28 protein-coding genes are annotated in these 24,209 nt (G+C 70.5%); 8 read left to right on the forward strand and 20 right to left on the reverse strand.

Annotated features, from left to right (window positions below; all coding sequences use genetic code 11):
* The coding region (locus ABZ484_RS18110) for an FG-GAP-like repeat-containing protein (RefSeq protein ID WP_358866877.1) at positions 1-1,203 on the reverse strand (1,203 nt) is incomplete at its 3' end.
* A gap of 604 nt (positions 1,204-1,807) precedes the next feature.
* Here ABZ484_RS18110 and ABZ484_RS18115 point away from each other — a divergent pair.
* Positions 1,808-2,074: a hypothetical protein gene (locus ABZ484_RS18115; RefSeq protein ID WP_358866878.1), complete on the forward strand. Its 267-nt coding sequence runs from the start codon at positions 1,808-1,810 to the stop codon at positions 2,072-2,074.
* Positions 2,071-2,517: a hypothetical protein gene (locus ABZ484_RS18120; RefSeq protein ID WP_358866879.1), complete on the forward strand. Its 447-nt coding sequence runs from the start codon at positions 2,071-2,073 to the stop codon at positions 2,515-2,517. The genes ABZ484_RS18115 and ABZ484_RS18120 overlap by 4 nt, the downstream gene beginning before the upstream one ends.
* A 213-nt stretch (positions 2,518-2,730) precedes the next feature.
* Here ABZ484_RS18120 and ABZ484_RS18125 read toward each other — a convergent pair whose 3' ends face one another.
* From ABZ484_RS18125 to ABZ484_RS18175, 11 genes are all read right to left on the reverse strand, one after another.
* On the reverse strand, positions 2,731-2,937 hold the full coding sequence (locus ABZ484_RS18125; RefSeq protein WP_358866880.1) for a hypothetical protein: 207 nt from the start codon (positions 2,935-2,937) through the stop codon (positions 2,731-2,733).
* 408 nt (positions 2,938-3,345) lie between these two features.
* Positions 3,346-3,552: a hypothetical protein gene (locus ABZ484_RS18130; RefSeq protein ID WP_358866881.1), complete on the reverse strand. Its 207-nt coding sequence runs from the start codon at positions 3,550-3,552 to the stop codon at positions 3,346-3,348.
* A gap of 262 nt (positions 3,553-3,814) precedes the next feature.
* On the reverse strand, positions 3,815-4,090 hold the full coding sequence (locus ABZ484_RS18135; protein WP_058085074.1) for a hypothetical protein: 276 nt from the start codon (positions 4,088-4,090) through the stop codon (positions 3,815-3,817).
* A 319-nt stretch (positions 4,091-4,409) separates the two neighbouring features.
* Positions 4,410-5,858, reverse strand: coding sequence for a phage tail protein (locus ABZ484_RS18140; RefSeq protein WP_358866882.1), 1,449 nt, complete (start codon positions 5,856-5,858; stop codon positions 4,410-4,412).
* Positions 5,859-6,014: 156 nt separating this feature from the next.
* Entirely contained in the window at positions 6,015-6,761 is a 747-nt protein-coding gene (locus ABZ484_RS18145; RefSeq protein WP_358866883.1) for a hypothetical protein, read from the reverse strand.
* Between the two features lie 3 nt (positions 6,762-6,764).
* Positions 6,765-7,889, reverse strand: a complete 1,125-nt coding sequence (locus ABZ484_RS18150; RefSeq protein ID WP_358866884.1) for a hypothetical protein — start codon at positions 7,887-7,889, stop codon at positions 6,765-6,767.
* Between the two features lie 10 nt (positions 7,890-7,899).
* Complete coding sequence (locus tag ABZ484_RS18155) at positions 7,900-9,105, reverse strand: hypothetical protein (protein WP_358866885.1); 1,206 nt, start codon at positions 9,103-9,105, stop codon at positions 7,900-7,902.
* Between the two features lie 154 nt (positions 9,106-9,259).
* Positions 9,260-10,222, reverse strand: a complete 963-nt coding sequence (locus ABZ484_RS18160; RefSeq protein WP_358866886.1) for a phage tail protein — start codon at positions 10,220-10,222, stop codon at positions 9,260-9,262.
* Positions 10,223-10,523: 301 nt separating this feature from the next.
* Positions 10,524-11,804: a hypothetical protein gene (locus tag ABZ484_RS18165; RefSeq protein ID WP_358866887.1), complete on the reverse strand. Its 1,281-nt coding sequence runs from the start codon at positions 11,802-11,804 to the stop codon at positions 10,524-10,526.
* A complete protein-coding gene (locus ABZ484_RS18170; protein WP_358866888.1) occupies positions 11,801-12,994 on the reverse strand; it encodes a phage tail protein in 1,194 nt (397 codons plus the stop codon). The genes ABZ484_RS18165 and ABZ484_RS18170 overlap by 4 nt, the downstream gene beginning before the upstream one ends.
* 24 nt (positions 12,995-13,018) lie before the next feature.
* Positions 13,019-13,645, reverse strand: coding sequence for a hypothetical protein (locus tag ABZ484_RS18175; protein ID WP_358866889.1), 627 nt, complete (start codon positions 13,643-13,645; stop codon positions 13,019-13,021).
* 105 nt (positions 13,646-13,750) lie between these two features.
* On the opposite strand from ABZ484_RS18175, the gene ABZ484_RS18180 reads away from it, so the two are divergent.
* Entirely contained in the window at positions 13,751-14,173 is a 423-nt protein-coding gene (locus ABZ484_RS18180; protein WP_358866890.1) for a DUF3592 domain-containing protein, read from the forward strand.
* 64 nt (positions 14,174-14,237) lie between these two features.
* Here the strand turns inward: ABZ484_RS18180 and ABZ484_RS18185 are convergent, their stop codons facing one another.
* From ABZ484_RS18185 to phoU, 7 genes are all read right to left on the reverse strand, one after another.
* A complete protein-coding gene (locus ABZ484_RS18185; protein WP_358866891.1) occupies positions 14,238-14,582 on the reverse strand; it encodes a hypothetical protein in 345 nt (114 codons plus the stop codon).
* A gap of 65 nt (positions 14,583-14,647) precedes the next feature.
* Positions 14,648-14,938: a hypothetical protein gene (locus ABZ484_RS18190; RefSeq protein ID WP_358866892.1), complete on the reverse strand. Its 291-nt coding sequence runs from the start codon at positions 14,936-14,938 to the stop codon at positions 14,648-14,650.
* A gap of 214 nt (positions 14,939-15,152) precedes the next feature.
* A complete protein-coding gene (locus ABZ484_RS18195; RefSeq protein ID WP_358866893.1) occupies positions 15,153-15,749 on the reverse strand; it encodes a phage tail protein in 597 nt (198 codons plus the stop codon).
* Positions 15,750-15,868: 119 nt separating this feature from the next.
* A complete protein-coding gene (locus ABZ484_RS18200) occupies positions 15,869-16,279 on the reverse strand; it encodes a hypothetical protein (RefSeq protein WP_358866894.1) in 411 nt (136 codons plus the stop codon).
* Positions 16,280-16,577: 298 nt separating this feature from the next.
* Positions 16,578-17,087 carry a lamin tail domain-containing protein gene (locus ABZ484_RS18205; RefSeq protein ID WP_358866895.1) on the reverse strand — a complete coding sequence of 170 codons (510 nt, stop codon included), beginning with the start codon at positions 17,085-17,087 and terminating at the stop codon, positions 16,578-16,580.
* 269 nt (positions 17,088-17,356) lie between these two features.
* Positions 17,357-17,512, reverse strand: a complete 156-nt coding sequence (locus tag ABZ484_RS18210) for a hypothetical protein (RefSeq protein ID WP_189905993.1) — start codon at positions 17,510-17,512, stop codon at positions 17,357-17,359.
* Positions 17,513-17,610: 98 nt separating this feature from the next.
* Entirely contained in the window at positions 17,611-18,300 is a 690-nt protein-coding gene (gene phoU, locus ABZ484_RS18215; protein WP_358866896.1) for a phosphate signaling complex protein PhoU, read from the reverse strand.
* A gap of 192 nt (positions 18,301-18,492) precedes the next feature.
* Here phoU and ABZ484_RS18220 point away from each other — a divergent pair, with 192 nt between their 5' ends.
* Both ABZ484_RS18220 and ABZ484_RS18225 read left to right on the forward strand, forming a co-directional pair.
* A complete protein-coding gene (locus ABZ484_RS18220) occupies positions 18,493-19,791 on the forward strand; it encodes an ATP-binding protein (protein WP_358866897.1) in 1,299 nt (432 codons plus the stop codon).
* Positions 19,788-20,468 (forward strand): response regulator transcription factor, encoded by a 681-nt coding sequence (locus ABZ484_RS18225; RefSeq protein ID WP_076087010.1) that lies wholly within the window; start codon positions 19,788-19,790, stop codon positions 20,466-20,468. The genes ABZ484_RS18220 and ABZ484_RS18225 overlap by 4 nt, the downstream gene beginning before the upstream one ends.
* A gap of 115 nt (positions 20,469-20,583) precedes the next feature.
* On the opposite strand, the gene ABZ484_RS18230 is transcribed toward ABZ484_RS18225, so the two are convergent.
* A complete protein-coding gene (locus tag ABZ484_RS18230) occupies positions 20,584-21,276 on the reverse strand; it encodes a DUF461 domain-containing protein (protein WP_358866898.1) in 693 nt (230 codons plus the stop codon).
* A gap of 808 nt (positions 21,277-22,084) precedes the next feature.
* Between ABZ484_RS18230 and ABZ484_RS18235 the strand changes: the two genes are divergently transcribed.
* The 3 genes from ABZ484_RS18235 to ispF all read left to right on the forward strand — a co-directional run bounded on the left by ABZ484_RS18235 (position 22,085) and on the right by ispF (position 24,197).
* Positions 22,085-22,567, forward strand: coding sequence for a CarD family transcriptional regulator (locus ABZ484_RS18235; protein WP_003953493.1), 483 nt, complete (start codon positions 22,085-22,087; stop codon positions 22,565-22,567).
* A 327-nt stretch (positions 22,568-22,894) separates the two neighbouring features.
* Positions 22,895-23,683, forward strand: a complete 789-nt coding sequence (gene ispD, locus ABZ484_RS18240) for a 2-C-methyl-D-erythritol 4-phosphate cytidylyltransferase (protein WP_358866899.1) — start codon at positions 22,895-22,897, stop codon at positions 23,681-23,683.
* Positions 23,673-24,197: a 2-C-methyl-D-erythritol 2,4-cyclodiphosphate synthase gene (gene ispF, locus ABZ484_RS18245; RefSeq protein WP_358866900.1), complete on the forward strand. Its 525-nt coding sequence runs from the start codon at positions 23,673-23,675 to the stop codon at positions 24,195-24,197. Before ispD ends, ispF begins: the two co-directional genes overlap by 11 nt.
* The last annotated feature ends 12 nt before the right edge of the window (positions 24,198-24,209 follow it).

Raw genomic sequence — 24,209 nt, forward strand, 5'->3', positions numbered from 1 at the left:
GACCAGGTCCGCCTTGCCGTCGCTCGTCAGGTCGCCTGCCGAGGTCAAGGAGTTGTAGGTGTTCCAGCCTCCACCGATCTTCACGCGCGCCGTGTAGGGGGCGGATGCATTGCCCGTCCCCTTGTACAGCCACAGTGCGCCCGAACTGTCTCGGGCGACCAGGTCCGCCTTGCCGTCGCTCGTCAGGTCGCCTGCCGAGGTCAAGGAGTTGTAGGTGTTCCAGCCTCCACCGATCTTCACGCGCGCCGTGTATGGAGCGGATGCATTGCCCGTCCCCTTGTACAGCCACAGCACACCCGAACCGTCCCGGGCCACCAGATCCGCCTTACCATCACCCGTCAAATCTGCGCCGGGGCTGGAAATGCGGGCGGGGATGACCCAGGTGGGAGGTCCGTCGCCCTGGACGTCCGCACTGGTGATTGCTGTGCCCGGGCCCCCGGCAGCGGTGGCGGAATGGATCGTCAGCCGCATATCGGTGCCGCCGGCAAGGTAGGCCAGCTTGCTGCCGTCGGGCGACCAGGAGGGGTACATGACCCCGCCGAGGTCGTCCGTGATCTGTGTCTCCTTGCCGCTCGCCAGGTCGCGTACGAACACCTGGAACCCGTGCGATGCCTGCCGACTGAAGGCGAGCTTGGTGCCGTCCGGCGAGTACGCGGGCTGGAGGCCCGAGGTGAGCGGGGTGGGTGTACTGCCCTGGCGCGGGTCGTAGACCTCGATGGTGCCGCCGCGAAGAAAGGCCAGCGTGCCGTTCGGGGCAACCGAGGGCTGACCGTCGAACACGTGCGGCTGGTCGGGCAGCACGTAGCCGAGCCCGCTGCCGTCAAGGTTGACCTTCATCAGCCGGAGGCGGTCGTGACCCGGCTTGGACTGGAAGCCCAGGTAGAGCATGTCACTGTTCGGGCCCCAGGCGAGCTGGGTCACCCAGCCGTCGGGGTCCTGCACGTCCATGGCGACAGGCCGCGCTCCGCTGCCGTCGGGGTTGGCGACCCAGATGTCCGCGAACCCGTCCTCGCTGATGAACGCCAGGTGCCGCCCGTCGGGCGAGAAGACCGGGCTGTCGTACTTGGCCTGCGGCAGGCCGTCACCAGTCGGAACCAAGGTCCGGCGGTCGGAACCGTCGGCGTTCATCGACACCAGCGAAAACGTCAGCATGCCGTCGACCGTCGCCGATTCCGAATACACAACGCGCTGCTGCGATTCCACCGCCTGCGCCCTGGTCGCGGATCCAGCGACTCCGACCCCTCCCAGTGCCAGCACGGCCGCGGCAGCGCCCACGCACACGTACCGGCGTAGAACAATTCTTTTCCGCATGATCCCCCCGGATCGCCATGACGGCCGCGCCACTGCGCTCCGCGGGCTCCGACCGTTTGAGCATCGCACCCTACCCGACAGGTCAGACAGCGCTTCCGCCCGTCGCTGGAAAGATCAGGATTCGCCGGACTTCCGAAACGAACCTGTCCCTAAGCAGTTTGGTGTCGTGAGGGTGAGTATGCGGTGGACGAGAACTGCCCTGGGGGCATGCCGTCGAGGACTGGCCGACTGTGTGACAACGTCGACATGCAACGACGGACGAGCGCGGCTGAGTGCAAGACCCGGCATAGCGGTTGACCTGGCCGATCGACGCCGTGTTGTTCGACGCGGAGCACAACGGCTTCTGACATCCAGGGGAGGCGCTCCAGTCGGCCTCGGGTTCCTCGTCCGGGGCCATTCGCGTGGGCGGCGCGGGAGCGGAGGACGAGTTGATCTCTCGGATATCCGCTTCTCCGAGAAGAGCAGGCCACGCCACACGGCGTGGCATACTTAAAGTATGGCAACCCGGAAGATCACCATCACCGTACCGGAAGAGCTGGTGGAGTCGATCAAGGGGCGCGTCGACGCGCGCGGGGTGTCCGGCTACATCGCCGCCGCCGCCGCTCATCAGGACGCCATGGACCGACTGCGTGAGTTGGCCGAACGCCTCGAAGAAGAGCACGGTGCCGTATCGGACGACGAGCAGCAGGCAGCGCTGGACCGCATCGCCGCTCTCGACGACTGGCATGACAAGCAGGGATCACATTCGGACGAGGCCGCGTGAGCCGCAGCGCCCGAGCAAAGCTGCACCAGCCGCGACACCGCGTCTTCGTGTTCGACTCCGAGGCCCTCTCCAAGGCGGTTCACGGCGATCGGGAGATGACTGCGCTGATCAAAACGGCTCCGAGGCTCGACATCCCGATCACCACGTCGGCGCTCACGACCTTGGAAGCATGGGACCCATGCGAAACGTCGAGGCAGGCACTGTGGAACTGGACACTGTCCCGGATTCACGTCGTGCACACGGACGACCACGTGATCGCCATGGCGCGCGACATGCTGAAGGCAGCCGGGCTGCACGGGCATAGGTACGCCATCGACGCCGTCCTGGCAGCTGTGGCCGGGCGGGAAGCCGCGCAGGGAGCTCAGGCAACCCTTTTCACCTCCGACACCGACGACATGAATCAGCTCCTCGCGGGACACTCCGTGCGAGTCGAGAAGGTCTGACGAGACGCCGCCCGCGCCTCACTCCGACGAGGTGCCTGGCTACAAAGGGTCCGCGCACCCGGCCCCCATCCTCGGTTGATCCATGAACCAGTCCACGGTCGACTCGCGAACGTCGCCGCCATAGGAGACCTGAGCAGCCTTCGGAGAGCCTGCCCGAGAGCCTCGTTCGCGTTGGGAGCGCCCCGCCGCGCGTGGCTGCGGGGCGCCTGGGGGTCAGTCGACCGGCTCGCCGTTGTGCGTACCGCCCTTGCAGAGGTTGTCCGTCAGATCGGGCATTCCGCCGCCCTGCTTGCACTCGGAAGGGGTGACGGCGGATGGGGCGCCCTGTGTGGCGGCGATGGCGGTGGCGGCGCCTGTGAGGCCGAGTCCGGCGAGGGCTGAAGTGGCGATGACGGCGGCGAGGATTCGTCGAATGCGCATGTGGTTCCCCTTTCGCGGATTGCCTCGGTTGGGGCACTCATCAGCTTGATCTTCACCCGTGTGGGTGGCACGTCTTGTTGCGCCATTCGGGTGACATTGCTGTGGGGTGCGGGGTCGGTGACGCGGCCCGTCGGACAGGCCCTGCAACGAAGAGACCACCCCGGCCGGATGGGTGGTCTCTTCGCACGGTGCTGGTGTGGATTGACGAACGGGCGGCCCTTGCTCCAGGCGCGGCGCCGGCGCGGGTGAGGGAGATGTGGCCGGGACCGTCGCAGGAGTTGGGGCCGGGCGGCCGTTCCGTGGTCCGGCCGGCCGCCAGGCCACGGATGCCGCCGTCGTTCCAGCGGTCCTGCGGGAACACGGTGACCACGCGCTTGGGGGCGCGCGGATCGAGCCGTGCGCCGACCGTCAAGTGATCGCCTGCGTGGTCCCCTCCGGCAGCGCGCAGGCGTCGCCGGCGTAGGGGCGTGAAATGATCTGTCCGCCGGCGGCCGTGCAGTCGTCTCTGGAGATGTTCGGAGACGAGGCGGCCCCGGCACCGACAGCGCCGACGGCGCTCACGCCGGCGAGGGTCGCCGCGGCCAGGACGAGGCCCAGGATCCTTCGCATGCGCATGGCTTCCTCCTCCTCTTCTCAGGCGCCTCCGTTCGGCCTTCGGGAAGGACGAGTCTCAAGACGACGGCGCCCTCCTACTCAGCATGAGCACTCGGCATGAGGCCCGCGAGGCGGGGCGGACCGGTCACCGCGCGGGTGCCGCGCCCGGGCGGTGACCGCCCGGCCCCGGAGAGGCATGACGTCACCGGCCTCGACCGGCCTCGACCGGTCGCGTCGGCACGCTGCCTGCGCGTCGGTGGGAGCGGGGTGGTGACGTCGATGTCTAACGCGGTTCGTGGGCCGCCGCCCGGCAGGCACCGGTCGCGGCGCCGCCCGCCACTCCGGCCCCGGTCAGCCCCGTCACACAACCCTGGAGGTCTCCGACCACGCCACGGCCGCAGGCCGCTGTGACGGAGTCGGAAGCGGTGGCACCGGCCAGCTCGGCCATCTGCGTGCAGGCGGGGATGTCCGCCCGGACCGCGGGAGCGGCGAGGACCGCACCGCCGAGGGTGAGGGTCAGGCCGGTGAGGGCACCGGCGATACGGGTCGACGTGCGCATGGGACGCACCTGCCTTCCGGATCGGTCGCGCGGTCCTGGGAACGGATGAGACGCACTCGGACCTCCACTCGCGGGCCCCTCACTCCAGCGTCGCATCCTCTTCCCCGCCCGTCCTGGGCACCCGGAGGCGGCCGCGCCGGGTAACCGCGATGGTGCGCAGCGCGGTAGCCGGCCCGTCCGGCCGTTCTTCTTGCCCTGGACCTGGCGCAAGCACGAACATGCCCCCTACCCGCGGCTTATCCGCGGGTAGGGGGCTGTCGGTGTGCTCGGACCGTCACGGCGCGGCCCCGGCCCGACTGGCGGCCGGGGGGCGCTCCCGTCAGGAGACCGCGGCCCAGATGGCGTTGGCGTCCGTGACGACGGTGGACGGGGTGAACGAGGCAGGCAGCGATGTCTGCCCGGTGGCGGCGAGGCGCGCGTGCCGCACGAACGCGCCGGGCATCCGCGCGCTGCCGCCCGGGAAGTCGCCGACGCTGGCGCCCACCATGAAGGCGGGCCCGCTGTTCTTCGGGTCGGGCCCGTTGACCAGCAGCGCCACCCAGTAGTTGCCGGCGGCGGCGGCGTAGGCCGTCGTCAGCTTCAGGACGAAGGTGGTGCCCTCGGTCGCGGTAATCAGCCTGTCGAGGGAGCCGGTGACACCCACCCTGGCGCCGGCGCTGGTGTACAGCCCGGCGTAGGAGGTGGCGGCGAGCGTGCCGCCCACGTAACCGGGGACGTAGAAGACGACGTTGGTGATGGTGGCGGCGGTCGTCAGCGGTACGCCGATCAGGTAGACCGTGCCGTTGATGCAGTACTGGGGGCTGGTCACGGAGGACGCCGCCGGGTCGAACGCCCAGGCCTTGAAGCCCAGGGCGGCCGGCGTCCAGGTCCCGGACGAGGCCACGGCGTCCACGTAGGAGCGGCGTACCAGCTGGTTGCCGTTGGCGGGGTCGGCGGTGACCGTCGGGACGGTGGAGAACGTCTTGGCGCCGGCGACGGTCTGGGCACCGGTGAGCAGGACGGCCTGGTCGGCGGGGACCGCGGACAGGTCGGCGGCCGTCAGGGTGATCGCGCCGGTCTGCCCGTTGACGGAGAGGACGGGTGCCGAGCCGATCGCGAGGTACCGGGCGTCACCGGCGGCCTGGGTCAGCGCGCCCAGGTCGGCGGCGGCCAGGGTGACGGCACCGGTCTGTCCGTTGACGGACGTGACGCCCCCGCCGGTGCCGTCCGGCAGCTGGGACAGCGGCACCTTGCCGCCCGCGTCGAGCTGGGCGACACCGCCGGCCTTCCCGGCGGCCGACGTGGCCAGGGCGCCGATCTCGGCGGCGGTCAGGATGATGTCCGCCTCGGTGTGGCCGTTGACCGAGCGGACCGGGCCCGCCGGCCCCTGGGGTCCCGGCTCGCCCTGCGGCCCGGCGGGGCCCGGCACGGTGACGTACTGGGTCCCGGCGGGGTCGGCGGGGGCGATGTCGGCGAGGTCGACCACGGGAGCGGCGGCCGACAGGGCGATGTGGTACGTGCGGGGCCGCCCGACCCCGCCCAGCCGCTCGGTGACGGTGTACGTCCAGCCGAGCGGGTTCCAGCCCTCGGCGTCGGTGGCCGGGAGCGTCACATCGATGCGGCCCTCGGAGTCGAGGGCCGCGGTGGTCGGGCCGCCGACGAACACGTCGGCATCGGAGTGGGTGAGCAGGGCCGGCGGCTGGAACTCGACGCTGCCGCTCAGCGGGCGTCCGTCGAGGGAGAGGTACTGGGCGGTGAGCCGGACGGTCGGGATGGATTCGGGCAGCACGGAAACTCCGGTGGGTCGGGAAGGAACGAAGAAGGGGGAGGGCCGTCTCCTGCGCGGGGTGTCCCGTCAGGAGCGCACCCGTCGGGACTGCATCCGTCGGGACTGCATCCGTCGGGACTGCATCCGTCGGGACTGCATCCGTCGGGACTGCATCCGTCAGGACTGCACCCCGTACAGTCCGCGCGGCTGGCAGGCGACGGTGTCGCCGGTGGCCGCGACCTTCGCCTGGATCTCGAAGGACAGCGTGTCGCCGAAGGAGGCGGGGAGGTCCTCCACCAGGGTCACGGTCAGTGCCACCGTCTGCCCGGCCGTTCCGGAGAGGGTCTGCTCCGCACCCACCACCGCACCGTTGACCAGCAGCCGGACGGCCGCTCCCACGGTCCCGGACACGGCCAGCGCGCAGTACACCCGGGGATGCTGGGCGAAACCGGGACCCGCGTAGAGCGTGGTCCACTCGGTGGCGCCGGTGCTCTCCCAGCCCGCCGTGCCCACCGGCACCGGCGTCGGGAACGGCAGGTAGGGGCGGGCCAGGCCGCCGCGGGCCGAGTCGGTGGCCACCACCGCCTCGCCCTTGTGGTCGAGGACCCGCAGCGCCTGCACCGGGGAGTTCACCGGATCGGCCGTGACCAGGGACAGCGCCAGCGAACCGTCGTCGCGGCGCAGTTCGAACCCCTGCTGGTACCGCTGGGCCTCGCTGTCCCGGTCCGGCTGCACCCGGCCGACCAGCAGCAGGTCCTCGCCCAGCGAGGTCCGGGCGCGGATGCGGCCCTGGTCGCCGACCACGATGTCGCCGCTGCCGACCTGGTTCATCGCGGGACTGCTGTTGGCGCTCGCCATCAGCCCGCGGATACGGCGTTCGATGTCCCGGATGCGGTCCAGGAGATCGGTGGGGATGGTGGCCATGTCTCACACCCCTTCCAGATAGAGGGTCGCCGTCTCGGCCTTGGTGCGCTGGGGCGGCTCCACCGCGATGCCGACGATCCGGTACCGCTCGTCCCGCGGCTCCTGGTGCCACAGGTCGCGCAGCCGCAGCCGGATGCCCGCGCCCAGCAGTGCCGGGGTGATCCGGCCGTCCAGCCGCACGGTGATCTCCGGTATGACCTCCGGCATGCGCTGGCGGGCCAGTTCGGCCTCGGCCAGGGAACGCAGCGTGGCCTCGTCGGTGACCCCGCTGTGGTCCGAGGTGGCCTCCAGACGCGGCCAGCCGTCCGCCAGGTCCCCGGGCGAGTCCACGGACACGGTGAGCGGCCGGGACTCCTCCGACTGGTCCGTGTTGGGCGAGTCGCCGCGGGCCACCCACACATCGGCCTGCACGGTCGAGTCGGCCGGCAGGCTGTAGGTGAGGACCTGACCGGGGTGGTCCAGGACGATGTCGAAGGCGCTGGTGGTGATGGTCGGGTGTCCCAGCTGGAGCCGCTTGGCCCGGCGGCCCTCGGCGTCCCGGTAGCAGTGCACCCGCCACTCGAAGCCGTCCGCCAGCTGTGCCTGCTGGTCCAGCAGTTCGCGGACGCGGGTGAGCGAGGAGTAGGCGAAGGAGCAGTCCCGCGCCACCCCGGACATCTCGTGGCCGAGCTGGATGCCGATGTCACCGCCGGGCTGCTCCTGGGCGTGCGCCACCAGCAGCCGGGCGATCTCGAACTGGTCCAGCGCCGTGTAGGAGACGTCGTGCGCGAGGATGCGGTGGTCCAGGTACGAGTCGAAGGTGCCGGCCTGGAACTCCACCTGGACACGCCCGCGTTCGTCACTGGACGGAGTGCAGGTCCACAGCACCCCGCCCCACCAGATGTCGCCGTCCCGCTCCAGCCACACCGCGGTGCGGCCCGGCACCAGCGCCGCGCGGGCCCGCCTCGCCAGCGCGGCGTCCGGCAGCGGGACCGTCGCCGACAGCGATCCCGACTTGCCGATGTAGTCGTCGAACTTCGTCTCCGTCAGCGGCAGTACGTCCAGGACCTGGTCGGTGCGCAGGTCGCAGAAGACCGCCCGGTAGACGGGGGTGAGCGGGGTGTACGCCGTACGGGGCGAACTCGTCACGCGGCCCTCCTCAGAGCATCGGGTCGACGCGGATGAACCGGTTGTCGAACCAGTGGTTGTTGGTCGTGGCGCTGGAGGAGTACGCCGAGACGGCGGTGTACTGGGCGCCCGCCACCAGCCCGGTGACCGGGAAGACGGTGCTCACCGACTGGTTGCCCCGGCCGGTGGTGACGGCCGAACGGGTCTCGTCGGCGCCCTGACCGGTGACCAGGACACCGTCCTTGCGGATGTTGGCGGACATCCGGCCCCAGCCGCCGTCGACGGACGGCTGGCCCTGATAGCCCAGGGTGACCAGGACCTTCCCCGACACCGGCGCGGTGAAGGTGGCGGTGACCGTCGCACCGTTGGTGTCCGTCAGCGCCTCGGACCAGGTGGTGGTCTTGCAGTAGCCGCCGTCGTTGTTGTAGGCGAACGCCGGGCTCGGCATGGCGAGCACCCAGGCGGTGCCGCTCCAGCGCTCCAGACGGCCGTTGTTGTCCCGGTACTGGCCCACGTAACCGCCGGTGGCGAGCTGCCCGGTCGGGGCGATCCCGCCGATCTGGCTCGGGTAGCCCGCCCACTGGGAGCCGTTCCAGCGCTGGATCTGGTTGCCGACGTCCCGGTACTGGCCCGGGTAGCTGCCCGCCTCGGCTGTGTTCCCGTACAGCGGGAGGATGCCGCCGGCCGCGACGGTGGAGGTGCGCAGGTCGGTGACGGCGCTCGACCAGGCGATGCCGCCGGTGCCGACGGAGGCGCCGGCCGGGATCCGCACGGTGGCCAGCGGCAGGGAGGCGGCGGGCACCTCGGGGGCCTGGGGGGTGCCGGCCGGCGCGCCCTGGACGACCTCCAGGACGGCCTCGGTGCGGCCGGAGTTGTCGTACTGGGCGTCGTAGATCCGCAGCACCACCAGGTCGATGCGCGGGTTGTTGGCGTCACCGTCGGCGAAGACCACGCTGGTGTAGTCGGTGAGGGCGACCGGGTAGGCGCCGGCCGCCTCCGTGCCCTGGACGACGGCGCGGCCCGGGGCGATGGTGGCGGTCATGCCCGCGGTGGAGCTGAAGACGTAGAACGCGGACATCAGGAACTTGCCGTCGGGCGAACCCGGGACGATGCCGCTGCGGCTGGCGAGGCCGCTCGTCGGCGTCATGGTGCCGGTCGGGGCGAGCCGGGTGTCGGTACGGGACTGACCGGACACGGCGTCGGTGCGGTTGACGAGCCATGCGCTGCGCACGGGCATGAGGTCCTCCTGGACGGTCTGGACGGTTCTGCGGGATGCGGCGGAAGGGAAAGGCGGGAGAGAGAACGTGAGACGGAACGTGAGAGAGAAAACGTGAGAGAGCAGGGGAGCGGGCCGAACGGTGAGGCTCCGGCGGACCGTCGGCGCCCCGCGGTCACCAGTGCCCGTCGCGCCAGCGCACCGTGACCGATGCGGCGGGGGACGGGGTCGTGTCGTCCGAGCGGAACGCCAGGCCGGTGGTGCCCGGCTCCAGCTGGAACAGCTGCTCGGGCGACGAGTCCGGGGTGGCCGTGTAGATGCGGGACGCGGTGCCGTTGAGCAGCACCGTGCCGGCCTCGGTGTCCACGGTGAGGACGTCCCCGGCGCCCAGTGCCAGGTCGTACTGGAGCTGGCGGCCGTCGGAGAGCCGGGTCAGCGACGGCCGCTGCACCGGGCCGCGGAACTCCACCACGGGCCGCACGGCGGCGCCGCCGGCGTTGACCGCGGTGAGCGACCCGGCGGTGCCGGCGGTCCCCCAGTCCAGGGGCCACCGGAGGCCGGAGCCGGTGTCGTCGTCCCAGACGAGGCCGGACTCGCTGACGGGCAGTCCGGTGACCGCCTCGTGCAGCACCGTGCCGTAGCGGCGCGGATCGGTGGCGGTCCACTGGAGGCTGACCTTGGCGAACCCCTGGAGGGCGTACGAGCGGTCCTGCGGTACGACGCGGCGGCTGACCCGGGCGCGCACGGCCAGGGTCTCGCCCAGCAGCCGGACGGCGAGCCAGCGTTCCTGACCGCCGGGGCCGGTCGCGGAGCGGAACGCCGTCGCGGTCGCGAGCGGGTCGGTGCCGGCCGGCGGCGCCAGCCATACGGTCGCGCCGATCAGACGGGGCTGGGCCCAGCGGTCCCCGGGCCAGGAGCCGTGCTGGTCGGGCCGGAGCACGTCACCGAGGTCCAGCTCGGGCAGATCGTCCCAGCCGGTGATGCCGGTGCGGTCCACCGGGTAGGGCGTGCCGGTGCCCATGAGGAGCCCGCCCCACTGGATCTGCCCGTCGAGGGTGATCAGTGAGCCGGGAGCGGTGTCGTCGGAGAGGCCGGTGTCGGTGGTGGTGGTCGGGAGGGTGGAGACGGTATCGGCCATGTCGGGCCGTCACCTCGCTTCGGGCTGCTGGCTTCGGGCTGGGGATACGGGCGGGAACGCGCCGTCGGGTGGGGCCGGCGGGGTGCGCACGGGCACGGCGGCGCGGCGCACCGCGGCGCGGCACACGGCGGCGCGTCTCGGGCAGCGGTGCGGGCGGGGCGGCGTCGCCGTGGTGCGGAGTGCCGAGGTGCCGAGCTGCCGACGGGATGCGGGGCGCGGCTCGGCGCCAGGTGCCGTACGCCGGATGTCAGGCGCCGGACAGGGGGACGTCAGACGGCGGAGACGTTCGGCGGCGGAGACGTCAGGCGGCGGCGCGGCGCAGGAAGAGCAGATCCTCCGCGATGGTCAGCGGGCTGCTGCCCTCGCGCTCCTGGTAGACGCGGACCCCGGGGCGGCCGGCGAAGCAGGCGGGCCCGGTGGTGGCGGAGGCGCCGGCCGGCGCGGGCAGGAGGCGGCCGAGAGAGGAGAGCGGCTGGACGGCGGAGGCGCCCGGCACCGAGGCCGGCAGGACGACGCCGCCCTCGGCGAGCTGCGGAATCTTCGACAGGTGCACACCGAACTTCTTGCCGAGGAAGCTGAAGCTCAGGTGGTTGAGCCCGTCGATGATCCAGTTGGCGAAGGCGATCAGGCCCTTCACGGGACCGGTGACGACCCCGGCGACCGTCTGGATGCCGGTGGACATGAACGTCCCCATGCCGTGCAGCGACCTCGACACGGCGTCGCGTACCCGGGTGAAGGCCGAGGGAAGCGTCCTGGTCAGCCAGTTGACGGTCGGCTGGATGACGCCCCGGAAGCCGTTCCAGGCGCCTTTGATGAGCGAGGTGACGGCGTGCGTCGCGTTCGACACCGCACCGCTCGCGCCCCTGAACCCGGCGCCGAGCGCGGAGCCGATCGTCTTGAGCACGGAGCGGGCGGTCTTCTGGATGCCCTCGAACACCTCGGTGACGGTCTTCGCCCAGCTCCGGATGACCGGCGCCATGAACGCCCAGACCGCCCGGAAGCCGTCCAGCGCGGCCTGGAAGACCTGCTGGATCATCTTCTGGCCGGTGGACGAGTTCACCGCGTAGTCGACGAGGTAGGCGACCAGCGGGGTGACGATGCCGAGGACGAAGCCGAGCGGGTTCGCCTTCATGGCCGTGTTGATCCCGGTCATGGCGATGGAGCCGAGCGTCATGGCGGTGCCGAACAGGGTCATGAACTTGGTGACCGTGGGCGTGTACGTGCCGAACAGGTCGGTCAGGGACCCGAAGACACCGGAGGCGGCGGCCAGCGACCCGAGCACGGCGAGCGGACCCCGGATCTTTCCGGCGCCGGCGCGGATGCGGGAGGCGGCGGTGGTGGCGGAGGCGCCGGTTTTGCGCAGCCCGCTCGCGGCCTTGGTGGCGAGGGACGCCATGGCTTTGAGGCCTGTGCCCGCGGAGGAGGCACCCGTCCGTATCCGGTCGGCCGCCGTGGTCACCTGGCGCAGCGAGCCGGTCAGGCGCTGTGCCGCCCCGCCCGCCGAGGCGGCGTTGCCGGCGAAGGTGCGCAGCGGGCCGGCGACTCCGGCCAGTGGGTCACGTAACGAGGCGGTGCCACTCATCCTCGGGCCTTCGACAGGAACAGCAGGGAGGCCGCGGTGTCCTGGAGGTTGCTGGTCGTCGCCTCGTAGTACTGCTCGATGTAGAAGCCGCCGCTGGTGGCGGCGGCACCGGCGCCGACCTGGCCGACGCGGGTGGTGTGGCCGAGCAGCCGGCTCAGCTTGGAGAGCGGCAGGACGGCCTCGGCCTCGCCGGCCTCGGCGACGATGGTGTGCACACCGCCGTTCCGCGGCTGGACGATGCCGCCCTCGGCGAGCCGGGGGATGGTCGGCAGATGGATGCCGAAGGACTTCCCGCCGACCACCGGCACCCAGCCCGGTACGGAGACCCGGATGCCGTTGAGCTTGCCGATCGCCGAGTTGATCAGGCCGATCACGGCGTTGATCGGGCCGCTGACGGCTCCCTTGATGGCGCCGAACGCGTTGCCGGCGATGGACTTCAGGCCGTTCCAGGCGCTGGAGAGCTTGTTCTTGACGGCGGTGAAGGCGGCCGGGACCACGGATCTGATCCAGTTGACCACCGGCGAGATGATGGACTTGACGCCGTTCCAGGCGGTGGTGACGACCTTCTTCACGGCGTTCATGGCCGTGGTGATGATCGTCTTCCAGAGGGTGAAGTAGGTCTTGATGACGGTGGCGACGGCCTTGACGACGACCGAGACCGCCGTCTTGATCTGGTTCCACACCTTCTTCATCAGCGTGCCTGCGGCCTGCATGATCGGGCCGACCGCCTTCATCACGGTGGTGATGACGCTCTTGATGACACCGAAGGCGGTTTTGAGGACCTTCTGCATGGTCTTCGACTGCATCGCCATGTCCACGATCTTGGCGATCAGCGGTGCCAGCAGCGCCATGAGGACGCCGATGAGGTTCCCCTTCATCGACTTGTTGAGACCCTGCATGCCCTTGTCGGCCTTGGCGGCGCCGGACTGGAACTTGCCGATCGCGGTCCCGCCGGTCTGCCCGGACTTGCCGGCCTTGGTGACTGATTTCTCCGCTTTGTCAGCTGCCTGCTGAAGTGATTTCAGTTCCTTGGTGGACTGACCGGACGAGGTCTTGAGCGATGTGAGGCTGTTACCGCCCGCGGTCGCGTGCTGCTTCAGACCGCTGACAGCACGTTCGGCGGAGGAAAAGTTGCTGGAAAGGGTACGGAGAGAGGTAGCGGCTCTCCCGAGTGACTGTACGAGGGTCATGGATTCTCCGGGGCCGATAGGTGGCTACGAACCGAGCACGCGGATCAGGCCGTTGACACGGGTTTCCAGTTCCCGTAGCTGGGCGGCTTGGTCGAGCGAGCCGGCGGCACTCTGGCGGGGCAGTTCCTGGACCCCGCGACGGGTGGTGCGCTGCTGGGCCCGCAGGGCGTCACTTGTCTGTTGGAGCCGGCGGTTGGTGTTGCTCAGCGCAGTCCTTGTGTTCTCCAGCCTGTCGGTGAGGCTCTGCGTCCTCCTGGTCAAGGTCTCCAGTTTCGGGTCGTATATCGACTGGATCTCCCGTTTGGCATTGTTTATGAGTTCCTCGGGAGGGACAGGTTTTTGGCCGAACAGCCAACCCCACTGATTGCGCGTCTTTCCCGTGATTCTTTCCAGCCCTGTTTCCACGAGCTTTCCCGCGTCGAGCAGGGCCGGCAGTTCGAGCTTGATGACCGACACGGCCTTGGCGACCGCAAGGATGGTGAGGTAGTCGGTCCACTTCAGCTGGACGTCTTCCTTGTCGAATTCGGCTCCGCCGGGCAGAGTTGCCTTGTCGTGCTCGTCCGACTTCTTTTTGACCTCTCCTTCCAGCTTGGTGAGTCGTTCCTGGAGTTGTGCAATGTTTCTGGCTTCCTCGTCTGTTGCTTCCCCCATAAGGCATGGGCCCCTTTCATCTCTGCGCCGGGATGGAATTTGACACGACGTCACTCGAATATTAAGCTCAAAAAGAAAGCACGCGAGGCGCTTTGGGGGGTTTGAGTGATTGGTCAGTATTTGGCTGTTGCTGCGCCGAACGGTAAGAGCTGGGCCTATTCTCTTGCCGTGATGTGGGTGGCCATCGGCGTGTGGGCCTCACTGCGTGAGACACGGAAGAGGTGGCGTCGAAAAGAGATGCCCGGACGGTGCACGTCGGCCAGTGAGTTCGCGAGCGGTACGCACCGTTTTGTGTTCGAGTCCAACTGGAATCCCGAAGTCACGGTGTTTCTGGCCGGCAAGAGGCCGCAATATCGGGTGGGGGACGCGGTCACCATCTCCTACGACCCGAAGGATCTGAGGGACGCCAAGCTGGCGGAGCACCGTTCCCGTCTGGATCCATGGAAGGGTGTCTTGTTCATCTCGTTGCCCTGCGGCCTGTTTGCGGCGCTTCTGGTGTGGGTCGCCCTGGGCGGGCTTCAGTCGTAGCCGGCATTCCGAGTCACCGGCGCCTGCCGACCATCCCGCCGGGGGACGGCCGGCGGAGCACCGGTCAGCTGAAGAAGTGCGCCAGTTCCGACGGGCTCGGGCGGGCCGGTGGGCTGTCGTCGGCGGGGGCGTCGTCCTTGGGCTCGTGCCTGGTGGAGTCGCCCGGGCGGGGAACCGGGACCGGCTGCTCCGGCGGGTCGGACTCCCCGTCGCCGTTGACGACGGAGAACATCCAGTTGGCCGCGGCGAGATGGTCGACGACGGCCGCCAGCAGGTAGTCGCCGACACCCCAGTCGGCGGCCTCGCCGTCGGTCTCGCGAATGGTGGCGCTGTCCCGCGGCAGGTGCTTGATCAGGATCGCCAGCCGCCGGGAGGAGAGCCGGCCGCGGTACCAGTCGAGCAGGTCCACCCCGTAGTGGCGGAGCAGGTCGGCTTCGAGGGCCTCGGCGTGTTCTTCGGCGAACGCGACGAGGCTCAGCCTTCCCCCAGGCCGAGCCCCGTCTCCTTGCCGTACGCCTCCAGGATGGCGGCGATGTCCTGCATGGTGACGTCGAGCCGCTCGAAGCGGGCGAACTGTTCGGCGCCCATGAGGAGTTCGAGCAGGCCGTCGACGTCGTTGTCGTCCAGGCCGCGCAGGGCCCGCGCGGTGGAGCGGGTCAGTTCGGTCGGCAGCCTGTAGGTCTCGCCGTCGATCTCGAAGGACCAGGTGCGGCCGAGCGCCTCCATGCGCTGGGCGCGGGCGGCGTTCACGTCGAAGGTGGCCATCGGGTCTCCGTTTCGGGAAGGGGCCGCGCCCGGCGGGTCCGGGAGGAACGGTGCGGGCGCGGCGGTGGGTTCTGAGCGGCATGGTGGAGCGGGACGCACCGGATGTTCCGGTCGCCTACGGAGCGGTGTGCCGGTGTCGCGGGGTGCCCGCACCGGGCCTGCCGGTCGCCGGGCACCCCGCGGGAGGCGCCCCCGTGAGACCGGGGGCGCCGGGTCACGCCACCGCGTACGACGGGTCCTTCATGACGAAGGTCGCCAGCGGCTGGGTCTCGCCGGAGGACAGGGCCGTGAAGGTGACGCCGAGGGTGGCGGCGGCCTTGCGCACCAGCTTGATGTCGTCCGACGCGGTCACCTGGCCGCGCGGGATGACGAAGCGGTACGTGATGTCCGCGCCGTCGTGGAACTCCAGGCCGAGGGCGCGCTCGTCGAACTGCGGTCCGTCCGGCACGTTGTAGGCGTAGACGCCGGGGTTGTCGGTGGCGTTGACCGCCGACACCGTGTCACCGCCCATGAAGAACGGCAGGGTGTCCTCGTTGAACTGGAGCATGGCGAACTTCAGCGTCAGGTCGCGGTCCGAGTAGATGAAACGGGCCGGACTGACCGCCTGCCAGGTCTCCACCGGGTCGAGCTTGTCCTTCTTGGAGAAGGTCACGCCGTCGGTGGAGGTGTATCCGAGGTCCCGCCACACCGCGCTGTCCCAGTCGGCCGCCGGGTCGGCGGAGAACTTGGTCGGCGCAGGGGTGCCGGCCGGGGCCACGAGGATGCGGCCCGTCCCGGCGATGCGGATCTCGGACGAGTTGTTACCAGCCATGAAGGTGGCTTCCTTTCCTGGGGTTGGTGCCCCGCGTGGGGCCGCCGTGTCCGGGGCGGGCACGGCGAAGGCCCCGCCGATCGGTTCGGCGGGGCCCGGTTCGGGGGAGGCGTGAGGGGTCAGTCCGTGCGGACGCTGAGGCGGAGGACGCAGACGTAGCGGTTGGCGCCCGCGTAGATGTAGTCGGGCAGCCAGCGCGGGCCGTCCTCCTCGGTCACATCGCTGACGAACGAGGTGCCGAAGACGGTGCCGGTCGCCGCCAGCAGGGTGGCACGGGCCGCGTTGGCCAGGCTGTGGGCCACCGACTTCTGCGGCCCGTAGACCTCCAGCTGGATCAGCGGCTGGTCCACATGCAGGTCGTCGATCCAGGCACCGCCCATCCGGGAGATCAGCACGGCCTGCTGCGTCCCGTCGAAGCCGGTCGGCGGCGCGTCGTCGACATACGCGTTCGCCAGCTCCGGGCGGGTCTTGAGCAGGTCCCGGACGATGGCCTGTACGTCCGGGAACGTCCCCGGCGCGGATGAGGGCATGGTGGTGGTCACTCCTTTGTACGGGTGTGTACGGGCCGAGGACGGACGTCCGTGCGTACGGCCCGTACGCACGCCGGACACGAGGACGGCGGAGCAGCGCCCGCTGGTGAGAAGTGGGCACGGCTCCGCCGTCGCATTCATTGTGATCGATAGATTGCGTGCGCGCAACTAACTTCGACGGGAAGGCCCCCTCTCCCGGTGCTCGTCGGGAGAGGGGGCCGCTGCGTCGCTCGCTGTGAGTGGTGAGGAGGTGAGGAGGTGGAGACGGCGTTGGCGCTGGTGCCGGCCTTGCGATGTGTCAGCGGTGGTGTCCGTGGCGGCGGTCGTCGCGGTTGCCGTGGCGGGTGTTGTCCCAGCTGACGTGGTCCACGACGCGGCGGTGGTCGTTGCGCAGGGTGGCGGTGTCGGCGTGCCGGTCCCAGATCGGGGTGCGGCGGTCCTGGTAGAGGTCCGTGCGGGTGTCGCGGCCGTAGCCGGTGTGGACGCGGACCGTGGCGCGGCCGTCGAGGCGGTAGTGGTGGAACCTGAAGGTGTGGCCGTGCCTGTCCGACAGCGTCCAGCCGCTCAGGTTGACGCCGTGACGGGTGTTGTTGGTGATCTCCACCCACTCCCTGTTCAGGACCCGGTTGGAGCGGTGGTCGCGTGCCTGGTGGTCGAGGTGCACGCCGCTGATCTCGACGCTCTGGCGGTACGAGCGCGGGTGGTGGTCGGCCGCGGACGCCGGCAGCGCCGTCACTCCGATCAGTGCTGCGGCCGCGGCGGCGGCAGCGGTCAGGTGGCGGGCGGTCACGGAAACGGAAGCGGACACGGGCTCTCCTGCTGGGTGTGCGTAGTCCGAGTGGCGGCCGGGTGGACGCCATGCGCACAGACTGTCCGTCCGGTGGACATACCCGGGCGTTACACGCGCCGTGTTACCAATTGCGGACGTTTCCGTGACGTTCGCGGATGATGTGCTGATGAGGGGTGAATGTCGGATTTACGGACCCTGGTACGGCACAGGACCCCGGTACGGCACAGGACCCCGGTACGGCACAGGGCCCCGGCGCGGTGCCGGGACCCTGTGTCCGTCTCCGTCGGTCAGCCGCACTGGCAGGGGCCGCCGGACTGGCAGCCGCAGCCGCAGCCCGAGCCGCAGCCGCAGGCCGCGAGCAGCGGCAGGCTCCTGGTCTCGGCGGGCTGCTCGGTGTCGCGGTCCTGTGTGGGGTCGGGCACGATGCTGGGGGATTCGGCCATGGGTCCCTCCTCTAGGCAGATGCCTGTGCCCATTCCATGCCCGTTCCGCCGGGCGCATCAACGGCGCACAGGGGCTCGTACGCGCCCCGTTCCGAGGGCTACGCGCCCTCCACGCCCGTCACCGGCTGGATGTCCGCCTGGAGGTCGTCGGCGTGTTCGCCGGTGACCAGGTAGACCACCCGCTTGGCCACCGCCACCGCGTGGTCGGCGTAGCGCTCGTAGTAGCGGCCGAGGAGGGTGACGTCCACCGCCGTCTCGATGCCGTGCTTCCAGCGGTCGTCGATCAGGTGCTGGAAGAGCGTGCGGTGCAGCAGGTCCATCTCGTCGTCGTCCTGCTCCAGCTGGAGGGCCAGGTCGACGTCCTTGGTGACGATCACCTCGGCCGCCTTCGCCATCAGGCGCTGCGCGAGCTGGCCCATCTCCAGGATGGTGGCGTGCAGGTCGTAAGGGACCGCGCGCTCCGGGAAGCGCAGCCGGGCCAGCTTGGCGACGTGCTGGGCCAGGTCGCCCGAGCGTTCCAGGTCGGCGGACATGCGCAGGGAGGTGACGACGATCCTCAGATCGGTGGCCACCGGCTGCTGCCGGGCCAGCAGCGCGATCGCCCGGGCCTCCAGATCGTGCTGGAGGTCGTCGACCTTCTGGTCGGCCTCGATCACGCTCTCGGCCAGCTTCAGGTCGGAGTCGAGGATGGCGGTCGTGGCGCGTCCGATCGCCGACCCGACCAGCCGGGCCATCTCCACCAGACCGTCACCGATCGAGTCCAGTTCCTCGTGGTACGCGTCCCGCATCTTCGGTTCCCTCTCGTACGTCTTCGTCGGGGCTGCCTGACCCCCACGCTCCCACGGTCCGGCCCCTACGCGTCCGTTTCCGTCATCCCAAATGAACCGGTACTGGCCCCAAGGTGAACTCTGGGCGACGAGTGTTCGAGGTCGCACCCTGACGGCTGTGGGCATGTCGTACCCCGTGCCTAACCTTGAGGCATGGACGTGAACGCGGCGGTCGCCGCAGCGGCAGCGATCGCCGGAGTGCTCACCGGCGTCATCGCCATGCTGGCGTTCCGCTTCAGTGAGAGGGAGCAGAAGCGTCCGACGCGCACCTCGCTGCACACCGACCCGGTGCTCCCGCCCGGCGTGGACACCGTGCTGTCGGTGCTGCGCTCCTCGGCCGTGGTCCTCGACGAGGCCGACGCCGTCGTCAAGGCCAGCTCCGCCGCCTACGCCCTCGGGCTGGTGCGCGGCGGCAAGCTCTCCGTCGAGCCCATGCTCCAGATGGCCCGGGACACCCGGCGGGACGGGGAGATACGGCAGGTCGAGCTGGACCTGCCCCGGCGCGGCACCGGGCGCGGCGAGGCCCTCGCCGTCTCCGCGCGCGTCGCCCCGCTCGGGTCGCGGCTGGTGCTGCTGCTGGTCGAGGACCTGACCGAGGCCCGCCGCATCGAGGCCGTACGGCGCGACTTCGTGGCCAATGTGAGCCACGAGCTGAAGACGCCCGTCGGCGCGCTCTCCCTGCTCTCCGAGGCTGTCATGGACGCCTCCGACGACCCCGAGGCCGTGCAGCGCTTCGCCGGACGCATGCAGATCGAGGCGACCCGGCTCACCAACCTGGTGCAGGAGCTCATCGACCTCTCGCGGGTGCAGAACGACGACCCGCTGGAGGACGCCGAGCCCGTCCGCGTCGACGAACTCGTCGCCGAGGCCATCGACCGCTGCCGCCACCAGGCCGGCACCAAGCAGATCACCATGGCCGCCGGAGGGACCGCGGACCTGCGGGTGTGGGGCAACCGGGGCCAGCTCGCCGCCGCGCTCGGCAACCTCGTCGAGAACGCCGTCAACTACTCCCCGGCCCGCACCCGCGTCGGCATCGCCGCCCGCCCGATCACCGCGCCGGGCGGAGACCTCATCGAGATCGCCGTCACCGATCAGGGCATCGGCATCTCCGACAAGGACAAGGAGCGCATCTTCGAGCGCTTCTACCGCGTCGACCCGGCCCGCTCACGTGCCACCGGCGGCACCGGCCTGGGTCTCGCGATCGTGAAGCACGTGGTCGCCTCGCACGGCGGGGAGGTCACGGTGTGGAGCGCCGAGGGACAGGGCTCCACCTTCACCCTGCGGCTGCCGGAGGCGGCGGCGGGCCGGGAGGCCCGCGACCGCGAGCGTGCCCAGCAGCACCCCGACCCCGCCTTCGACGACGAGGCCGGGCAGTCCCGCGCGCAGTACCGCGCGGAGTCATCACCGTCAACACCGTACGTACCGCTTCCCGCCCCGGAGGTCCTTCCGTGACCCGAGTGCTCGTCGTCGAGGACGAGGAGTCCTTCTCCGACGCCCTGTCGTACATGCTCCGCAAGGAGGGCTTCGAGGTCGCCGTCGCGGCCACCGGCCCCGACGGACTCGACGAGTTCGAGCGCAACGGCGCCGACCTCGTCCTCCTCGACCTGATGCTGCCGGGGCTGCCCGGTACGGAGGTGTGCCGCCAGCTGCGCGGCCGCTCCAACGTCCCCGTGATCATGGTGACCGCCAAGGACAGCGAGATCGACAAGGTCGTCGGCCTGGAGATAGGGGCCGACGACTACGTGACCAAGCCCTTCTCCTCCCGCGAGCTGGTCGCCCGTATCCGCGCGGTGCTGCGCCGGCGCGGCGAGCCGGAGGAGGTCGCCCCGGCGGCCCTGGAGGCCGGCCCGGTCCGCATGGACGTCGACCGGCACGTCGTCACGGTCTCCGGCTCCAAGGTCGACCTGCCGCTGAAGGAGTTCGACCTCCTGGAGATGCTGCTGCGCAACGCCGGCCGCGTGCTGACCCGCATGCAGCTCATCGACCGCGTCTGGGGCGCCGACTACGTCGGCGACACCAAGACCCTCGACGTCCACGTCAAGCGCCTGCGCGCCAAGATCGAGCCGGACCCGGGCGCGCCGCGCTACCTGGTGACGGTCCGGGGGCTGGGCTACAAGTTCGAGCCGTGAGCCGTGAGCCGCGTACGCCTGTGTGAGCCGTAGGCGTCGGTCACGGCGAAGGGCGGCACCCTCACTTCTGAGGGTGCCGCCCTTCGGTGCGTCCGGGACGGGTGGCCGGCCGGTGTCAGTGGCCCGCGGCCGACTGGGACGCCGAGTCGCTCGGGGTCACCGTCGTGCCGCTGCCCGACTCCGCCGAGTTCGACGCCGTGGCCGTACCGCTCGGCGACTTCGACTGCTCGGGCTTGCCGGAGGCGCCGGCGGAGGTGGTCGCCGTCGCTTCGGCCGTGGCACCCGGAGCGGCCGGGATGTTGCTCGGGCCCCACTTGTCGAAGTAGCTCTGGGCCGGGACGACGAAGGCGCGCAGGCTCACGTCACCGGCCTTGCTGAAGCTGAACGTGATCTTCTGGGCGTTGCCGTCCTGCACGGACGAGCCGGGGTTGGACAGCGCGGCGGACGCGTTGCCCTTGCCGCCGAGCACCACCGAGCCGCCGGCCGGGATGGTCAGCTTGCCGTTGCCGGAGGCGGGCGTGATCTGGGCGGTGCCGTCGCCGTCGACGCGGATGGCGTCCAGCGTCTGAGGGCTGGTTCCGTTGTTGAAGAGGGTCACCGAGACGACGGCCGGACCCTTGGTCTGGGTGCCGGGCTGGGTGATGATCACCGCGTTCTGGACCTTGATGTCACCGACGGTGGTCGCCGCGTTGTCCGGCTTGACTTCGAGCGTCTGGGCATCGTTGCCGGCGCCGCAGGCGGCGAGCGAGGCGATCGAGAACGCGATGGCGGCGGCGGCGAGGGCGCCGCGTCGAAGGCTGCTGCTCACGGCGGCGGCAACTCCTTGAACGTGGGCGGTACAGAGCGGCCCCCTTATAAAGCCGCCCTAAGCGTCTGTCAGCGGCCTTAGGTTACCGAGCCGTTCCCGCGGCCCCGCACCCGACCCGCCCCTCCGCGCCGCCGGGCATCCGGACACCGCTCCCACGCGGGGACGGGGAGCGCTCTCAATGCGCCTCCCTCCGCGCCCCTCTGGGTCTCTCCGCCCGCATTGGCCGCAAGGCCGTCCGCCATTCACGTAAGCGTCCCCCCGCATACCCCGCGGGCTTACCCGCCGGCTTACCCCGCGGCATAGCCGTCGTGATCCGCGCTCGTCCGCTCCCGCGCATTTCCGGCGGAGGAAGACGAAGGAAGACGAGGGAAGACCGAGGAAGGCGGAAGGGAGCGGAAGGAAGGCCGAGGGAGAGACCGAAGGAATGCGCGGGCCGGCGCGGAATTGATCATCACCGGGTCCGGCCGGCCGTTCCGGGTGCGGCCGTGATCAATTCCGGATTCGTCCCGGGGCCGCCCCCCGGCTCACCGAACGGAGTAGCGGAAGTCGAGCACATGGAACCAGACAAAACGGGACGTTCAGCCGTTTGGGCGGGGCGCCCGGATGTGTGTAACGTACGCGTTTCACCCCGTGCGAAGAGCCCCTCCGACCTGCGAATACCTGCTTCCCCTTGGCCCGCCGGACCCTTCCGAAGCACGTCCCGGTTGCTGTTGTCAAGCCCCGAGATATGCCCTGACCTGCGAAAACGCCATTCAGAAGACGCCGTATCCGTGTTACCCTGGATAGCCACGGAAGGGGTACCTGTCACATGACGTTCAAGGTTGGCGACACCGTGGTCTATCCCCATCACGGGGCCGCGCTGATCGAGGCCATCGAAACTCGCCAGATCAAAGGCGTGGACAAGACCTACTTGGTGCTGAAGGTCGCCCAGGGTGACCTGACGGTGCGTGTGCCAGCGGACAATGCGGAGTTCGTCGGCGTGCGTGATGTGGTCGGTCAGGACGGGCTGGACCGGGTCTTCGAGGTGCTGCGCGCACCATACGCCGAGGAGCCCACGAACTGGTCGCGTCGATACAAGGCAAATCTGGAGAAGCTCGCCTCCGGCGATGTCATCAAGGTCGCGGAAGTCGTGCGTGACCTGTGGCGTCGCGAGCGCGAGCGCGGACTCTCCGCCGGAGAGAAGCGCATGCTCGCCAAGGCCCGCCAGATCCTGGTGAGCGAGCTCGCCCTCGCGGAGAACACGAACGAGGACAAGGCCGAGGCCCTGCTCGACGAGGTCCTCGCGTCCTGACGCGAGGCGACGACGACAACTCGCCGCTCAGGCCCACCCAGCACACCGAACATGCCGCGGTGCCCGATGACACGATTTCAGTCGCCGGGCGCTGCGGCATGTTCGTGCCCGCGCGACCGCGTCATCGGCTGTACGCGCACGCGGCCGGCTCTTCGACCCACGCGCGTGACGTCCATGCCGTACGGCGGGGGAGGGTCCCCCGATACTGTGTGCCGGGCCCGGGCAGTCGGCTCGACCGAGGTCACGGAAGGGTCCGGTCGAGGCTTCGCGCCCGGCACGGTGTGGCCATACCCATGCCAGGCCGGCAAACAAACCTGACAGGAACCGATGTCTGACGATTCGCGCCCTTCGCCCTCGGATGTCCAGCCCGGGACCTCCGTCGCCGCCGTGATCCCGGCCGCCGGCCGGGGCGTACGCCTCGGTCCGGGCGCCCCCAAGGCGCTGCGCACGCTGGGCGGCACCCCCATGCTCGTCCACGCGGTGCGCGCCATGGCCGCCTCCCGCGCCGTCTCCCTGGTCGTCGTGGTGGCCCCGCCCGACGGCGCCGCCGAGGTCAAGTCGCTGCTCGACGCGCACGCGCTCCCCGGGGGCACCCCCGGCGGCAGCTGGGGGAGGACCGATTTCCTGGTCGTGCCCGGCGGGGAGTCCCGCCAGGAGTCCGTCCGGCTCGGCCTGGAAGCGCTGCCGCCCGGTCACGACATCGTCCTCGTGCACGACGCCGCCCGCCCGCTGGTCCCGGTGGACACCGTCGACGCCGTCATCGAGGCCGTACGGGACGGGGCACCCGCCGTCGTACCGGCGCTGCCGCTCGCGGACACCGTCAAGCAGGTGGAGCCGGCCGCGGCTCCGGGAGAGCCCGAACCGGTGGTCGCCACGCCCGACCGCTCCCTGCTGCGCGCCGTGCAGACCCCGCAGGGCTTCGACCGGGCCACGCTGGTGCGCGCCCACGCGACGGTCACCGACAACGTCACCGACGACGCGAGCATGGTCGAACAGCTCGGCGAGCGGGTCGTGGCCGTGCCCGGCCACGAGGAGGCCTTCAAGGTCACCCGCCCGCTGGACCTGGTCCTCGCCGAGGCGGTGCTCGCCCGCAGGAGGCTCAACGATGGCTACTGACACGCCCGGGACGCGGCGGGTGGAGCCGCTGGAGCCGGTGCTGCCCCAGGTCGGCATCGGCACCGACATCCACGCCTTCGAGGACGGCCGCGACCTGTGGTGCGCGGGCCTGAAGTGGGAGGGCGAGGGGCCGGGCCTGGCCGGGCACTCCGACGCCGACGTCGTCGCGCACGCCGCGTGCAACGCGCTGTTCTCGGCCGCCGGGCTGGGCGACCTGGGTCAGCACTTCGGCACCGGGCGCCCCGAGTGGTCCGGTGCGTCCGGGGTCACGCTGCTGACGGAGGCCGCGCGGATCGTGCGCGAGGCGGGCTTCCGGATCGGGAACGTCGCCGTGCAGGTCGTCGGCCCCCGTCCGAAGATCGGCAAGCGGCGCGACGAGGCCCAGAAGATCCTCTCCGAGGCGGCCGGCGCGCCGGTGTCCGTCTCCGGCGCCACGACGGACGGGCTCGGCTTCCCCGGCCGGGGCGAGGGCCTGATGGCGGTGGCCACGGCCCTCGTGGTGCGAGTGAGCTGAGGGCGTGCGAGG

This window comes from Streptomyces sp. NPDC006393, assembly GCF_040628575.1.
Lineage (GTDB): Bacteria > Actinomycetota > Actinomycetes > Streptomycetales > Streptomycetaceae > Streptomyces.

Excerpts from the sequence above, each read along its gene's own strand:
- ABZ484_RS18115 (WP_358866878.1), top strand. The coding sequence starts at position 1,808 with ATGGCAACCCGGAAGATCACCATCACCGTACCGGAAGAGCTGGTGGAG.
- ABZ484_RS18125 (WP_358866880.1), bottom strand. The coding sequence starts at position 2,937 with ATGCGCATTCGACGAATCCTCGCCGCCGTCATCGCCACTTCAGCCCTC.
- ABZ484_RS18130 (WP_358866881.1), bottom strand. The coding sequence starts at position 3,552 with ATGCGCATGCGAAGGATCCTGGGCCTCGTCCTGGCCGCGGCGACCCTC.
- ABZ484_RS18135 (WP_058085074.1), bottom strand. The coding sequence starts at position 4,090 with ATGCGCACGTCGACCCGTATCGCCGGTGCCCTCACCGGCCTGACCCTC.
- ABZ484_RS18145 (WP_358866883.1), bottom strand. The coding sequence starts at position 6,761 with ATGGCCACCATCCCCACCGATCTCCTGGACCGCATCCGGGACATCGAA.
- ABZ484_RS18155 (WP_358866885.1), bottom strand. The coding sequence starts at position 9,105 with ATGCCCGTGCGCAGCGCATGGCTCGTCAACCGCACCGACGCCGTGTCC.
- ABZ484_RS18160 (WP_358866886.1), bottom strand. The coding sequence starts at position 10,222 with ATGGCCGATACCGTCTCCACCCTCCCGACCACCACCACCGACACCGGC.
- ABZ484_RS18165 (WP_358866887.1), bottom strand. The coding sequence starts at position 11,804 with ATGAGTGGCACCGCCTCGTTACGTGACCCACTGGCCGGAGTCGCCGGC.
- ABZ484_RS18170 (WP_358866888.1), bottom strand. The coding sequence starts at position 12,994 with ATGACCCTCGTACAGTCACTCGGGAGAGCCGCTACCTCTCTCCGTACC.
- ABZ484_RS18175 (WP_358866889.1), bottom strand. The coding sequence starts at position 13,645 with ATGGGGGAAGCAACAGACGAGGAAGCCAGAAACATTGCACAACTCCAG.
- ABZ484_RS18190 (WP_358866892.1), bottom strand. The coding sequence starts at position 14,938 with ATGGCCACCTTCGACGTGAACGCCGCCCGCGCCCAGCGCATGGAGGCG.
- ABZ484_RS18195 (WP_358866893.1), bottom strand. The coding sequence starts at position 15,749 with ATGGCTGGTAACAACTCGTCCGAGATCCGCATCGCCGGGACGGGCCGC.
- ABZ484_RS18200 (WP_358866894.1), bottom strand. The coding sequence starts at position 16,279 with ATGCCCTCATCCGCGCCGGGGACGTTCCCGGACGTACAGGCCATCGTC.
- ABZ484_RS18210 (WP_189905993.1), bottom strand. The coding sequence starts at position 17,512 with ATGGCCGAATCCCCCAGCATCGTGCCCGACCCCACACAGGACCGCGAC.
- phoU (WP_358866896.1), bottom strand. The coding sequence starts at position 18,300 with ATGCGGGACGCGTACCACGAGGAACTGGACTCGATCGGTGACGGTCTG.
- ABZ484_RS18220 (WP_358866897.1), top strand. The coding sequence starts at position 18,493 with ATGGACGTGAACGCGGCGGTCGCCGCAGCGGCAGCGATCGCCGGAGTG.
- ABZ484_RS18235 (WP_003953493.1), top strand. The coding sequence starts at position 22,085 with ATGACGTTCAAGGTTGGCGACACCGTGGTCTATCCCCATCACGGGGCC.
- ispD (WP_358866899.1), top strand. The coding sequence starts at position 22,895 with ATGTCTGACGATTCGCGCCCTTCGCCCTCGGATGTCCAGCCCGGGACC.
- ispF (WP_358866900.1), top strand. The coding sequence starts at position 23,673 with ATGGCTACTGACACGCCCGGGACGCGGCGGGTGGAGCCGCTGGAGCCG.